This is a genomic window from Pseudodesulfovibrio nedwellii (assembly GCF_027923765.1).
GTDB classification, from domain to species: Bacteria; Desulfobacterota; Desulfovibrionia; order Desulfovibrionales; family Desulfovibrionaceae; genus Pseudodesulfovibrio; species Pseudodesulfovibrio nedwellii.
The window spans coordinates 2,186,758-2,199,162 of the sequence record NZ_AP026709.1 but is presented as its reverse complement, the minus strand read 5'-3'; the positions used below and the strand labels follow the sequence as shown (position 1 = coordinate 2,199,162).

Annotated in this window: 14 protein-coding genes; 12 read left to right on the top strand and 2 right to left on the bottom strand. The window is 49.7% G+C overall.

What is annotated here, in order from left to right; translation table 11 throughout:
* Window positions 1-28 precede the first annotated feature (28 nt).
* Window positions 29-514: a CinA family protein gene (locus tag SYK_RS10320; RefSeq protein ID WP_281760181.1), complete on the top strand. Its 486-nt coding sequence runs from the start codon at window positions 29-31 to the stop codon at window positions 512-514.
* Window positions 515-541: 27 nt separating this feature from the next.
* Here the strand turns inward: SYK_RS10320 and SYK_RS10315 are convergent, their stop codons facing one another.
* Both SYK_RS10315 and SYK_RS10310 read right to left on the bottom strand, forming a co-directional pair.
* A complete protein-coding gene (locus tag SYK_RS10315; protein WP_281760180.1) occupies window positions 542-1,021 on the bottom strand; it encodes a DUF3124 domain-containing protein in 480 nt (159 codons plus the stop codon).
* A 65-nt stretch (window positions 1,022-1,086) separates the two neighbouring features.
* On the bottom strand, window positions 1,087-1,821 hold the full coding sequence (locus SYK_RS10310) for a sulfite exporter TauE/SafE family protein (protein ID WP_281760179.1): 735 nt from the start codon (window positions 1,819-1,821) through the stop codon (window positions 1,087-1,089).
* A 114-nt stretch (window positions 1,822-1,935) separates the two neighbouring features.
* Between SYK_RS10310 and argJ the strand changes: the two genes are divergently transcribed.
* From argJ to SYK_RS10255, 11 genes are all read left to right on the top strand, one after another.
* The gene (gene argJ, locus SYK_RS10305; RefSeq protein WP_281760178.1) at window positions 1,936-3,117 is read left to right on the top strand and encodes a bifunctional glutamate N-acetyltransferase/amino-acid acetyltransferase ArgJ; all 1,182 of its coding nucleotides are present in this window, start codon (window positions 1,936-1,938) and stop codon (window positions 3,115-3,117) included.
* A gap of 9 nt (window positions 3,118-3,126) precedes the next feature.
* Window positions 3,127-3,324 carry a tautomerase family protein gene (locus tag SYK_RS10300; RefSeq protein WP_281760177.1) on the top strand — a complete coding sequence of 66 codons (198 nt, stop codon included), beginning with the start codon at window positions 3,127-3,129 and terminating at the stop codon, window positions 3,322-3,324.
* Window positions 3,325-3,462: 138 nt separating this feature from the next.
* Window positions 3,463-4,077: an HD domain-containing protein gene (locus SYK_RS10295; protein WP_281760176.1), complete on the top strand. Its 615-nt coding sequence runs from the start codon at window positions 3,463-3,465 to the stop codon at window positions 4,075-4,077.
* Window positions 4,078-4,258: 181 nt separating this feature from the next.
* Window positions 4,259-5,065 (top strand): MlaE family ABC transporter permease, encoded by an 807-nt coding sequence (locus tag SYK_RS10290; RefSeq protein ID WP_281760175.1) that lies wholly within the window; start codon window positions 4,259-4,261, stop codon window positions 5,063-5,065.
* Between the two features lie 8 nt (window positions 5,066-5,073).
* On the top strand, window positions 5,074-5,928 hold the full coding sequence (locus tag SYK_RS10285; RefSeq protein ID WP_281760174.1) for an ABC transporter ATP-binding protein: 855 nt from the start codon (window positions 5,074-5,076) through the stop codon (window positions 5,926-5,928).
* Window positions 5,922-6,368, top strand: coding sequence for an outer membrane lipid asymmetry maintenance protein MlaD (mlaD, locus tag SYK_RS10280; protein ID WP_281760173.1), 447 nt, complete (start codon window positions 5,922-5,924; stop codon window positions 6,366-6,368). Before SYK_RS10285 ends, mlaD begins: the two co-directional genes overlap by 7 nt.
* Before the next feature lie 23 nt (window positions 6,369-6,391).
* Window positions 6,392-7,039 carry a Tgt2/MlaC family protein gene (locus SYK_RS10275; RefSeq protein WP_281760172.1) on the top strand — a complete coding sequence of 216 codons (648 nt, stop codon included), beginning with the start codon at window positions 6,392-6,394 and terminating at the stop codon, window positions 7,037-7,039.
* Complete coding sequence (locus SYK_RS10270; RefSeq protein ID WP_281760171.1) at window positions 7,036-7,860, top strand: MlaA family lipoprotein; 825 nt, start codon at window positions 7,036-7,038, stop codon at window positions 7,858-7,860. The genes SYK_RS10275 and SYK_RS10270 overlap by 4 nt, the downstream gene beginning before the upstream one ends.
* A 27-nt stretch (window positions 7,861-7,887) precedes the next feature.
* The gene (locus SYK_RS10265) at window positions 7,888-8,367 is read left to right on the top strand and encodes a metallophosphoesterase family protein (RefSeq protein ID WP_281760170.1); all 480 of its coding nucleotides are present in this window, start codon (window positions 7,888-7,890) and stop codon (window positions 8,365-8,367) included.
* A 195-nt stretch (window positions 8,368-8,562) separates the two neighbouring features.
* Complete coding sequence (locus SYK_RS10260) at window positions 8,563-9,801, top strand: ABC transporter substrate-binding protein (RefSeq protein WP_281760169.1); 1,239 nt, start codon at window positions 8,563-8,565, stop codon at window positions 9,799-9,801.
* Complete coding sequence (locus SYK_RS10255; protein ID WP_281760168.1) at window positions 9,801-12,374, top strand: EAL domain-containing protein; 2,574 nt, start codon at window positions 9,801-9,803, stop codon at window positions 12,372-12,374. The genes SYK_RS10260 and SYK_RS10255 overlap by 1 nt, the downstream gene beginning before the upstream one ends.
* Window positions 12,375-12,405: the final 31 nt, after the last annotated feature.

The following is a 12,405-nucleotide window of genomic DNA, read 5'->3' as shown; positions in this document are numbered from 1 at the left end:
TTTTGTAAACACGTACTTGGAGGACGTAATGGATATGAATCTTATTTCTCGAGCTGTTGTTGAATTGGGCGAATGCCTGCGCGTGGAAGATAACTACCTTGCCACTGCCGAATCGTGTACCGGGGGGCTGTTGGCAAGCATCCTGACCGACACGCCCGGCAGTTCGGAGTGGTTTGCCGGGTCGGTGGTCGCTTACTCGAATGAGGTCAAGACCAACTTGCTTGGTGTATCATCGGAAATTTTGGAAAAACATGGTGCGGTTTCCGAACCCGTGGTTTTGGCCATGGCGCAAGGAGTGCTCAAGGCTGTGGGTGCGCGTGTTTCCGTGGCAATTTCAGGCATTGCCGGACCGAGCGGTGGAACTCCTGACAAACCCGTCGGAACTGTCTGGATGGCATGGGCCTGGCCGTCCGGTACCCGTGCACGTCTGTATAACTTTTCCGGTTCCCGTGAAGACATCAAGGGACAGGCTGTTATGGCCGCGGTCAACGGATTGCTCGGCGTGACGAAGTAATCTGTTTTTGGATGTGGCGGGGTGGAACTATTCCTTTTCTTCGATAGCTACGCCGTCACACACAAAGGATATGCCTTGTGTTGAGGCCGTGCCGATCATGACCGCCTGAATGATTGGTGTGGAAACCTTCTTGGCACTTTCCCATACCACCGTGAAGTTTGCCCCGGAACCGCCTGAAGTGTCGCGTTCAGGTATATGGACTTCAGTTGTTCCCATGGGCGGAATGGTGATTGGTTTTTCAAAGTATGATTTCAGCATTTTGCCATTGTCATCGTAATATTGAACCGCAGTGACTGTGATGAAATCGTTGTAATCCACATTGCGGATGGAAAGCAGGGCGGACAGATTGTAAGGTTTACCTTTGATGCCCTGATAGATGTGAGAATATACCGGGACATAGATGGTTTGGCCTTTGGATAGATTAATTTCTCGGCCAGCCAGTGCGGGCAGAGAGAACATTACGACGGCCAGTGCGGTCAGAGTCAGACGGGAAATGGATATACGCATGTATGGCTCCTTAGGTTGCTAGTTCGTGCTTATTCTATGCCCCGTCAAGTCGGTGATTGCAAGGGTTAGAGCATGCCGCGTATGACAAGTCCGAGTCCGAGCAACCCTATCAGAGCGAGTACTATTTTGCGGAATACGGTTTCCGGTAATTTGCGGCGTACCTTGCCGCCAAGCCATATCCCCAAACCCACGGGAATGATTCCCACCGTTGAGAGAATCATGTTCTCAATGGAGATCAGGCCCAGTTTTCCCAATCCCGCGAGCATGACGAGGCTGGCAATGGTGAACGAAGTGTTGATGGCCTGCACCAATTCATCTTTGGAGATGTTCAGAGACATGAGATAAGGCATGATGGGCATAATTTGGGAGCCGGTCAGTCCGTTGATTAAGCCGGTCAGGAGGCCAACGCACATCTCAAGCGGTTTGGTTTGTTTCAGCGAAAGATGGCCACGCCACAATCCCCATGCACCATACAAAACCATGGTTGTACCAAGTACCATGCGGGGCAGATCCGTTTCATTGCTGCCGAGTATCCATAATCCGAGAAAGAGGCCGGGCAGAGCAGAGAAATATAATGGCCAGAACCGGCGAAAGATGGACCAGAAGTTTCCGGCGTCTATCATGACCATGGTATTTGAGAGTAGGGACGGAATGATGACCAGTGGGATAGCCAGTCGTAAGTCGAGATAACTCGCCATGATCCCCAGACAGGTGGTGGCGAAACCGAGACCTGCCGTTCCTTTCATGAAGGCCGCGAAAAAGAAAGTGGCGAGAACGAGTGCGATTATGAGAGGTTCCATTAACTCGTCGTGTTACGCCTTCTGTCATAGTCCTGCAACATGTTCCCCCTTTTCACACGGCGCACTCTGAGGTAAAGCAAAGATCTGACTGAGAAATCTGATATGGAGAAACTAATGAATATACCCGTTGGATATACTTTTGCTGCTACTGCGGCGTCGTTCAAGAAACCGGGCAAGCTCGATCTTGGAGCTATTGTCAGCAGCACTCCGGCCGTGGCCGCAGGCGTGTTTACTACGAATAAATTTAAGGCTGCACCGGTGTTGCAGTGTCAGGAAATGCTGGCAGACGGACGAAAAATGTCCGGGTTCCTGATTAATTCCGGGCAAGCCAACGCCTGTACCGGTGACGAAGGGCGCGCCAATTGTCGTGAAACCCTGAATCTGGCAGCCAAAGCACTGAATGTTCCGGCTGATGAATTGCTTCCTGCTTCCACCGGCGTTATCGGTGCACAGTTCGATATGGCTAAATGGGAAAAAGCCATGCCTGCGCTTGGCGAGAACCTTGGTGTTGCCACGCCGGAAGATACGGCCCATTCCATCATGACGACGGATACCGTACACAAGTTGTGTGATGTGTCTTTTGAGCTCAAAGGCGGCGAAGTTCGCCTGCTCGGTATGTGCAAGGGGGCAGGCATGATTTCCCCGAACATGGCAACCATGCTTTCATTCATCGTTTGCGATGCAGATATTTCCGCCGAGGCGTGGCAGGCCATGCTTGTTGATTGCGTGAATCTGTCCATCAATCGAGTGACTGTGGATGGCGACATGTCGACCAATGATTGTGTTATGGCCCTTGCCAATGGCGCATCCGGTGTGTCCATTGAGTCCGAAGAAGATTATATTTTGTTGCGTAAGCACCTGCTGAATGTGCTGGAAGATTTGGCTTATAAAATAGTCATGGATGCCGAAGGTGGTACCAAGGTTGCCTTTATTCAAGTGTCCGGCGCCAAGACGGATGAGGACGCTGAGCTGGTGGCACGAGCCGTGGGTAATTCCCCGTTGGTCAAAACCGCGTTGTTTGGTTCTGATCCTAATTGGGGCCGTATTATTTGTGCAGCCGGTTATTCCGGTGCGGATTTCAAGGCCAATAATCTCGTGCTGAAAATTGGTGGAATTCTTGTGTTTCATAACGGAACTCCTGAACCCGGTGATATGGACGATTTGCTCGGTCCCATCATGAGCGAGCGGGATATCGTTATTCATATAGATATTGGTGGTGGCCCGGGTAGCTCCATGCTGCTCGCTTCGGATTTGACGAAGGAATACGTGAGTATCAACGCGGATTACCGCTCGTAGGAGAAGACAATGCCGATACTAACTTTGCAGACATGGGCTGGAACGCCCAAGGAAAAGAAGCGCGAACTCGTGGAAACTTTTACCCGTGAGATTGTTAAAATTCTCGGTTGTCGGATTGAAGCCGTGACGGTCATTATCGAAGAAGTTCCTAAAGACAACTGGGGGGCGGCCGGAGAACTTTGCTCCGAACGTTTCCCTGACAAATAAATAGAATAATTAATGCAATACGCTCCCATCTTTATCCCTACGAAGCAGCAATAAAGCGCTTTGAAAGGGATGGGATGGGGGGCTGGGGGAAGAGAGAGGGAGAGCCTTTCTTTTCCCCCAGCCGCCGGAGGCATCCTCATGGTTGATATGACAGGTCGGGACAAATTGACCCGAATAGTTGATTTTTTGAATGAATGCGGCATGTTGCGCAAGACGCCAAGAACCGGCTATCAGTTTTTGGGTTCAGGCTCCGAGAACGTGGCTGAACATTCTTTTCGGACAGCAGTCATCGGGCATGTGCTTGCGCTAATGGCTGATGCGGATGTGGCTCGCACGACATATATGTGCCTGTTTCATGACCTGCACGAGGCGCGTACCGGGGATTTCAACTACGTGAACCGGATTTATAACAGCTCGGACCGAGTCGAGGCTTTGAAGCACGCCTGCGGCGGTACCGGGCTGGAAGACGCAATGCTCGGCTATTGGGAAGAGCTGGAAGAAACAGCAACCCTTGAGGCCCAGTTGGCGCAGGATGCCGACCAGTTGGATTTTATCATGAATCTCAAGGAAGAGTTCGATCACGGCAATAAATATGCAGGTCAATGGTTGGAATCTGCATTGCAGCGGGTGCGTACTCAATGGGGAAAGGAGCTGGCCGAAACTATCGCTAAAACAGACCATAAGGACTGGTGGTTTTTGGGACCGGACCCAGACTGGTGGACCCGTAAGAATGGCAAAGATGGGAAAAAGTAGAGACCAATGGTAGGGAAAATCGGGAAAATATCGTGAATCGCAAGGAAAACGCCTCACGGTCTTGCTGTTTAATACTATTTTAGGTACATGTCGTACTTGATACTTTGCTCTTTATAGTACTTGGGTTGTTTGCCTTATGAACGTTTTTTTTCCGACACATCATAAATGATGTGAGTAGATTATGGCTGATAAGACGCGGGAGTTTTCTATACCTATCTTGTTTCCCTGTACACTGTGCCGGGAAATTGTTGATGAAATCGGGGGGATGTTTCTTTTCCTCCTTGATTCGTTGCGTCTGATCTTTGCCGGTCGGGGGCAGTTCTCCAAGATAGTCCGTCAGATATATTTTATAGGTGTTCAGTCCGTGAGCGTTATCGCTTTGATCGGTCTATTCACCGGCATGGTCATGGGCATGCAGCTCTATTATGCTCTTTCCGTGTTTGGTGCTGACGGATTCCTTGGTACAGGCGTCGCCTTGTCCATGGTCCGCGAGTTGGCCCCAGTTCTTACCGCGATCATGCTGACAGGCCGGGCCGGTTCCGCCATGACTGCTGAAATCGGCGTCATGCGTATTTCCGAACAGATTGATGCCCTGACCATCATGGATATCAATCCCATGCGCTATCTGGTGGCTCCTAAAATGGCTGCCTGTTTGATCAGTTTCCCTCTTTTGACTGCATTTTTCAATTTGATAGCCCTGTGGGGCGGATGGTTAACTGGCGTTAAGTTGTTGGGTGCCAATGGCGGTGTCTATTGGTCTCGTGTCAATGGAGCTTTGGGCTGGGAGGACATCGAAGGCGGATTTGTCAAGTCCATCGTCTTTGGTTTGCTTGTCTGCACCGTGTGCTGTTTTGAAGGGTATTATACCCATATCCGATCCGGGCACGCAGGGCCGGAAGGAGTGAGTCAGTCCACAACCAATGCCGTGGTCAAGTCCTGTGTGGTAACCTTGGCGGCGGACTATGTTTTGACGTCGCTGTTGTGGTAGGGGTGACTGTGAGTAACGCACCAAACATACGACTTGAAGACTTGGCCGTTGGATACGGTGGCAGGCCGGTGGTCAGTGACTTGAATATAGAGTTCCCTGGCGGGAAGCTTTCTATGGTTGTTGGCGGTTCGGGCTGCGGCAAATCTACGCTTATCAGACATATTTTGCAGCTTCAGGCCCCCATCAGTGGGAAAATTTTTATGGGCGGACATGATGTCAGTGCCATATCGGCAAAGGAGCAGCATTGCCTCAGACAGCGGACCGGCGTCCTTTTTCAGGATGGTGCGATGCTCGGGTCTTTGCGGCTCAAGGACAACGTGGCTTTGCCGCTCCGTGAGCACACAAAACTTGGTGAAGCGCAGATAATGCGTATTGTGCAGGATCGATTGGAAATGGTCGGTCTTGGACATGCGTTGGAGCTGTACCCCAATGAACTGTCCGGCGGCATGCGAAAACGGGCTGGGTTGGCCCGTGCTTTGGTCATGGACCCGCAGGTTTTATTTTGCGATGAACCGACGTCCGGCTTGGATCCAATCCTGTCCGCAGAGTTGGATTTGCTTTTGCTTGAAATGATGTGTCATTTTGACATGACCATGGTCGTAGTCACTCATGATCTGTCGAGTATGCGTGCATTGGCCGACTTCGTGGTGATTCTCGGAGAGCACAAGTGCTTGTATCAGGGGACCATTGAGGATCTTGAAAAAACTGAAGACCCATATTTGAGACATTTTCTGGATCGGACCACTCAGGAGCGGTCGGCTCCTCGGTTGACAATGCCGCCATTGGATCCGTCCATGATGAAGCTCAATTGCAATAAGATACTTGGCGAAAAAACAACGATCCGAAAGGGTGACCGATGTTGAAAATGAAGAAAGAAACTGCTGTAGGAATTTTCGTAGTCATGGGTTTGCTCGCCGTGGTCTACATGAGCGTCAAGCTGGGCAACGTGCAGTTGTTCACGGATAAATATTATGTAGTGAAAGCCAACTTTACGGATATTTCCGGGCTCAAAGTGAACGCCCCCATCCAGATGTTTGGCGTGGAAATCGGATTTGTGAGCGAGATAGGTTTGGACCAGGAAAAAGGCGTGGCGGCCATTACCATGATGCTCGACAAGAAGGTAAAGTTGACTGATGACGCCATTGCTGCCATTAAGACCAGCGGCCTTATCGGAGACAAGTTTGTGAAGATAGTGCCTGGCGGACTTGGTGATCCTGTTAATCCCGGGGACACCTTGTTTGACACTCAGTCGGCTATAGATCTTGAGGATTTGATCAGTAAGTTTGCCTTTGGCAAAGTATAAATATCTTGTGTGAAAGGACCTGCATGCTGTTGAAAAAGATACTTTTATCGTTGTTTTTGGTTTGTTTGGTTATCGGGAGCGGTTCCGTTGCCTCGGCTGACCAGACTCCGATGGATCGAGTCAAGGAAGGGACAGACAAGTTAATAACTATGCTGTCCGATCCGGATATGGTGGACCCTGACAAGCATGATGCCGCCATTACGCGTCTGCGCAAGGCGTCGGAAAAATATATCGATTTTGGCTTGGTGACCAAATACTCGGTAGGCAAACCTTGGCTCAAAATGACACCAGAGATGCGTGTCGATCTGACAGAAGCCTTTGTTCGTCTTTTGGAGCGGTCCTATCTTCAGCGCATTCCGGCCTACAATGGTGAGAAAGTCAACTACAAGAAAGAGCTGGTTTCCGGCAATAAGGCGAAAGTCTTTACGGAAATCATTGACAAAGACAAAAAGATTGTAGTTGAATTTCGTTTGAAAATCGTTCATGGAGAGTGGATGATTTACGATGTTGTCGCCGAAGGTGTGAGCCTTGTGATGAATTATCGGAGTCAATTTTCTTCGGTACTCAAAGAAGGAAAGCCAGAGGATTTGTTGAAATTGATTAATGAGCGGGTTGAAAAACTCGATAGAAATGATCCTGACGATAATGATAAGGAAGAACCTGCATCGTGAAAACAGGGCCTGAAATACATCGAAATTTGCTGACTCTTTTGGTCGTCGTAGCTCTACTTTTGGGGTTTGCGGGGGCTTCTTTTGCGGCTGATGCCAACGCCCTTGACGATCAGGTGCAACTTGCTCAGTTCTCCGCTGGTGATATCAGTGATGAGGATGATTTTGATGATATTGACGGCGATTATGCTGAACATAAACTCGTGGCAGACCCCCTTTACTATTGGAATAGAGTCTGGTTCGAGATTAATGACGCACTGTATCACGGCTTTTTCCGTCCTACGGCAAAAGGATACGCATGGCTGGTCCCTGCCAAACCTCGTAGCTGGGTGAATAACTTTTTCACCAACCTGCTGTTTCCGGTTCGTTTTCTCAACAATATTTTGACGGGTAAATTTGACGCCGCCTATATGGAGACGTCCAAATTTATTGCCAACACTTCGTTTGGTCTCCTTGGTCTGGGCGATGTGACCAGTGGCACACCTCGCAATTGGGAGCCAGAACGTCCCACAGCAGACGGATTTGGTCAGACGCTTGGCAAGGCCGGTATCGGTCATGGTGTTTATCTGGTTTGGCCGTTTATTGGCCCCAGTTCTATCCGTGAGTCCGTGGGTTGGGTGGCAGACGCATACTGTGATCCCCTGACTTATGGTCGGTTCACCTTCATCGAGTTCGCAGCGATTCGGGTTTACAACAACCTGAATACTTTGTCCCTTGAGTTGAAAGGCAATGAATACGAAGTCCTGACCGAAGGTGCCGTGGACAAGTACGCGGCGGTCCGTGATGCCTACATTCGCTTCCGGGCAAAGAAAGTCGCTGAATAACGTTTCCTGACGTAATCCCTTTTTTCTATGAAGATTGCCGTTATTTCGGATACCCACATGAGCTCGGTTCCAGCCTGGCTTGATGAAGTGTATTCTACGTGGCTTGCCCCTGCCGATGTACTTGTGCATTGTGGTGACATCACTTCTTTCGCGATATGGTCCTATTTCATGCAGCATGAAAATTTTATCTGTGTGCGTGGCAATTGTGATTGGGACCCGCAACTGGCTGACATGCTCAAGCCTATGTTATCGCGTAAGCTGGGACCATTGACTGTTGGTGTCACCCATGGGTGGGGACCACGTCCACAAGTCCCGGTTGCTGTGGCTCAGGCTTTTGGAGCTGAGTATGATCTGGTTTGCTATGGGCATACCCATGTCAGGGATTGGTCAGTTGTTGAAGGGGTTCAACTCTTAAATCCCGGCTCTTTAGGTGAATCAGGTTCTTTGGCTCTGGTGACAGTCGATAAAGATGGCTCCATGAGTTGTGAGTTTGTTCACGCCGTTTAATATCCCATCCAAAAAGTATGTTTTTTGATTGAGCGCATTGTGAAATGCGGTCTTTGTTCATACATGACACGGCTCTGACGGTGTCTATGAAGCGTGTTGGTATTGAATGAATTTTCATTTGGGTGCTAGCCAATGAAAAGTGGTAGATTGGTTGCGCTTTTTTGGTATGAATGGCATAAATTGTCCGTGCTAAAAATGACTCTCATATGGCGTTGTGCGATGACTCTGCTCCTGCTTGCGTGGATGGCCTTTCCATGCGTCCCTGCCAGAGCAGATACTTCGCGTGAGTTGACGTTTGGCATGTCTGCCGCCTTTACGGGTGCCAACGGTGAACTCGGTATAGAGTTTTATCGTGGTTTCATGGCATATATCGACCATTTCAACGCGGTAGGCGGAGCAAATGGTTGGACCATCAAGGTTATCCCTGCCAACGATGGCTACAACCCTGCCCCTTGTTTTCAGAACACGATTCGCTTCATAGATCATGATGATGTTTTTGCGCTCTTCTCCTATGTGGGAACGCCGACCACCACGCATATTCTTCCCTTGCTTCAGAAATTTGAAGACAGAAATATTTTTCTGCTCTTCCCCTTTACCGGTGCACAGCCGCTACGCACAGAGCCGTTCGGTAAGTATGTTTACAATCTTCGGGCATCCTATTTTGATGAGACTCGGGGGCTAGTGGACAGACTCGTCGCGATTGGCCGTAAGCGCATTGGGGTGTTTTATCAGAGCGATGCCTATGGACGAACTGGTTGGGACGGTGTGCACAGGGCCCTTGAGCGTCATGGTCTCCTTCTTTCCGGTGAAGCAGCCTATCGACGCGGAGCTTCTTTTTCGCAGGACTTTTCTTCAGAGGTTGCCTTGTTGATGGAGTCTGACCCGGAGGCTATTATTGTCGTTGGTACTTACGCTTCTCAAGCTGCGTTTATTCGTGATGCACGGAATGCTGGGTATAAGGCACCCATTGCTGGGTTATCTTTTGCTGACAGTGACAAGATGCTTGAACTGTTGATGACAGAAGGGAACCGGGTTCACAGGGACTACACAAAGAATCTGATTAATTCTCAAGTTGTGCCGAGTTATACGGATCTGAGTCTGCCGGGTGTGCGGCTGTATCGTAAGATCATGGATGGCTATCACTATGAGCCCGTGGCCCAAAATGATGATTATACGCCAAGAAAGTTTAGCTATGTGAGTTTTGAGGGATTTCTCAACGGTGTGGTGCTGGGTGAAATGATCACGCGTATGTCGGATGATCCTATGAAGACGCGGATTCCAGAGGTGCTTGCCTCAATCAAGGACTTTGATCTTGGTATTGGTGTCAAAGCCGATTTCAGTCGGAATGGTCATCAAGGATTGGATGCCGTGTATTTTACGACGGTGATTGACGGTCTGTTCCAGGCCGTTGAAAATTGGGAGCAGTGGCGGTAATGAAAGCTCCAAAACTTTTTATCAAGCCATTGATCTTTATGGTCGTCGTTTTCGGCATGATTGCCGTGGTGACTTCTTTGACGTTTAGTAATCGGATTAAACGTGAAATGACGCGCGAATACGAGTCAAAAGCCCTTGCTTTGGCCCGGAGTGTCGCAGAGTCTGATATTTCAACAATTTTGAGTCAGGATGCGGGGTCGGTGCAGTCCCGTATCGACCAGTATCAGTCCATCGCAGGCGTCTCGTATGTTTTGGTGGCTGATGAAGAGGGAAGAATCCTTGCGCATACGTTTGTTCCTGAAGTGCCAGATGCTGTATCTCACATGGTCGCCGAGACATCTTTTCAGCATAATCAGGAAGAGCATATCATTCGTAACGTGCGGTTGGACGGCGAAGATTTTTTGCATGTGACAAGCCCGATTCTGACCGGTATTGCCGGATATGTGCATATCGGCATGGATATGGCGGTCATTCTGCGAAATATTCAGGAAGCCGTGGTCGAACAGCAAGTGGTCATGCTCATTCTTTTCGGGGCCAGTGTTTTGCTGGCGTTCATTTTTGTTTTGAATATCTCCAAGCCATTGACGCAGTTGTCTGAATACGCTGGCCGCGTCGCGGTCAAGGATTTTACCAACGTCCCAGATATCAAGTCCAATGATGAAGTGGGGCAGTTGGCCAAGGCCATGCAAGCCATGACCGGGCAGATATCTGAGCTGGTGAGCAACCTTGAAGATCGTGTCCGACAGAAGACACACCAGCTTCAGGACGCCCGTGATGCCTTGAAGCAGAAGGTCGAAGAACGGACCGGCGAGCTTATGCGGACCAACACCCAACTTAAGATCGAAATTGCCGAGAGAAAGGTGATCGGAGATGCCCTTCGCAAGGCTGAGAAAAAATACCGTGCTATATTTGAGAATGCCGTAGAGGGCATTTATCAATCTTCGCCCAGCGGTCGTTTTCAGGATACCAATCCGGCTCTTGCCCGTATCCTCGGATACAAGTCGCCTGAAGACCTTATGAGCTCCATTTACGACATTGGTACGCAGATGTACGTGGACCCGAGTCGGCGTAAGGAATTTTTACATAATTTTGAAGACAAGGATGAAATTAAGAATTTCATCTCCAAGGTACGTAAGCGCGATGGCCGTATTATCTGGATCGCGGAGAATGTGCGTAAGATTGTGGATAACGAAGGCAACCTGATTTGCTATGAGGGGTCTATCGAAGACATCACCATGCGCAAGAAGGCTGAAGATCAGTTGAAGCGACAGGCTTTCCACGATCCGCTGACGGGGTTGCCCAACCGCGCCTTGTTTTTGGATCACCTGCGGATGGCTATGGAACGTTCCCGTCGTCGTAAACATATGTTTGCGGTCCTATATATGGATCTTGACCGTTTCAAAGTGGTTAACGATTCCTTGGGGCATGATGCGGGTGATGAGCTTTTGCGCGGCGTTGCCCGTGTCTTGGAAAGTTGTGGTCGGTCCGTGGATACTATTGCTCGATTCGGTGGTGATGAATTTGCTATTTTGCAGGAAGAAATTTCCGCTCCCAAAGACGCCATCGCCATTGCTCGGCGTATTCTTGAAGGGGTGCGACAGCCGTTTAATATCGGTGGCAATGAAGTCTTTACCTCGGCATCCCTCGGAATTGTACTCAAGACTGATGGCTATGATCGTCCTGAGGCCTTACTGCGTGACGCTGATACAGCCATGTACCGCGCCAAGGAGTTGGGCAAATCCCGGTTCAAGGTGTTCAATCGCAAGATGCACGATCAGGCATTACAGTTGATGGAACTGGAGACGGATCTGCGCCGTGCCGTGGATTTGCGTGAATTTGAGGTGTACTACCAGCCCATCGTTCGGCTCGATACGCGTAGGGTTTGCGGTTTTGAGGCGTTGGTTCGCTGGAAGCATCCGGAACACGGCATTATTGGGCCTGTCGATTTTATTTCTTTGGCCGAGGATACAGGGCTAATCTACTCGATCGACAATCTTGTCCTTGAGGAGGCCTGCGCGCAGGTCAAGCGATGGCAGACCGTTCTTGGAGTCAAGTCCGGCAGCGAGTTGACCATCAATATTAATATTTCAGGGAAACATTTTGGTCATTCCATGCTGGGGGGACAAGTTGCCCGTGCCTTGGAAGATTCTGGGTTGGGATCGGATTCCCTCAATATTGAGATTACTGAATCCGCTCTCATGGATAATCCGGCCCTTGCCGAAGAGATGCTTCAGCATTTGAAGGACATCGGTGTCAGGATTTGCATTGACGACTTTGGAACAGGCTATTCTTCCCTGTCCTATCTGCAAAGGTTCCCCATTGATGTGGTCAAGGTGGATCGGAGTTTTGTGATCGACGTGGAAACTGACGCGGATAGTCAGGCCATTGTGCGAACTGTTTTCTCTCTTGGAGAGTCCCTTGGGCTTAAGATCGTTGCAGAGGGAGTGGAAACTTCCGGGCAGTTGGAGTTTCTGGAAAATGAAGGGTGCAAATTTGTCCAGGGATATTTCTTCTACAAACCCATGACCGTGGGAGAAGTGGACAAACTGCTGGCAAGTGGAACAGGAACCTGATTGGGGCGATAACTTTCAAAGGGAGAAGCTG

Excerpts from the sequence above, each read along its gene's own strand:
- SYK_RS10320 (WP_281760181.1), top strand. The coding sequence starts at position 29 with ATGGATATGAATCTTATTTCTCGAGCTGTTGTTGAATTGGGCGAATGC.
- SYK_RS10315 (WP_281760180.1), bottom strand. The coding sequence starts at position 1,021 with ATGCGTATATCCATTTCCCGTCTGACTCTGACCGCACTGGCCGTCGTA.
- SYK_RS10310 (WP_281760179.1), bottom strand. The coding sequence starts at position 1,821 with ATGGAACCTCTCATAATCGCACTCGTTCTCGCCACTTTCTTTTTCGCG.
- argJ (WP_281760178.1), top strand. The coding sequence starts at position 1,936 with ATGAATATACCCGTTGGATATACTTTTGCTGCTACTGCGGCGTCGTTC.
- SYK_RS10300 (WP_281760177.1), top strand. The coding sequence starts at position 3,127 with ATGCCGATACTAACTTTGCAGACATGGGCTGGAACGCCCAAGGAAAAG.
- SYK_RS10295 (WP_281760176.1), top strand. The coding sequence starts at position 3,463 with ATGGTTGATATGACAGGTCGGGACAAATTGACCCGAATAGTTGATTTT.
- SYK_RS10290 (WP_281760175.1), top strand. The coding sequence starts at position 4,259 with ATGGCTGATAAGACGCGGGAGTTTTCTATACCTATCTTGTTTCCCTGT.
- mlaD (WP_281760173.1), top strand. The coding sequence starts at position 5,922 with ATGTTGAAAATGAAGAAAGAAACTGCTGTAGGAATTTTCGTAGTCATG.
- SYK_RS10275 (WP_281760172.1), top strand. The coding sequence starts at position 6,392 with ATGCTGTTGAAAAAGATACTTTTATCGTTGTTTTTGGTTTGTTTGGTT.
- SYK_RS10265 (WP_281760170.1), top strand. The coding sequence starts at position 7,888 with ATGAAGATTGCCGTTATTTCGGATACCCACATGAGCTCGGTTCCAGCC.
- SYK_RS10260 (WP_281760169.1), top strand. The coding sequence starts at position 8,563 with ATGACTCTCATATGGCGTTGTGCGATGACTCTGCTCCTGCTTGCGTGG.
- SYK_RS10255 (WP_281760168.1), top strand. The coding sequence starts at position 9,801 with ATGAAAGCTCCAAAACTTTTTATCAAGCCATTGATCTTTATGGTCGTC.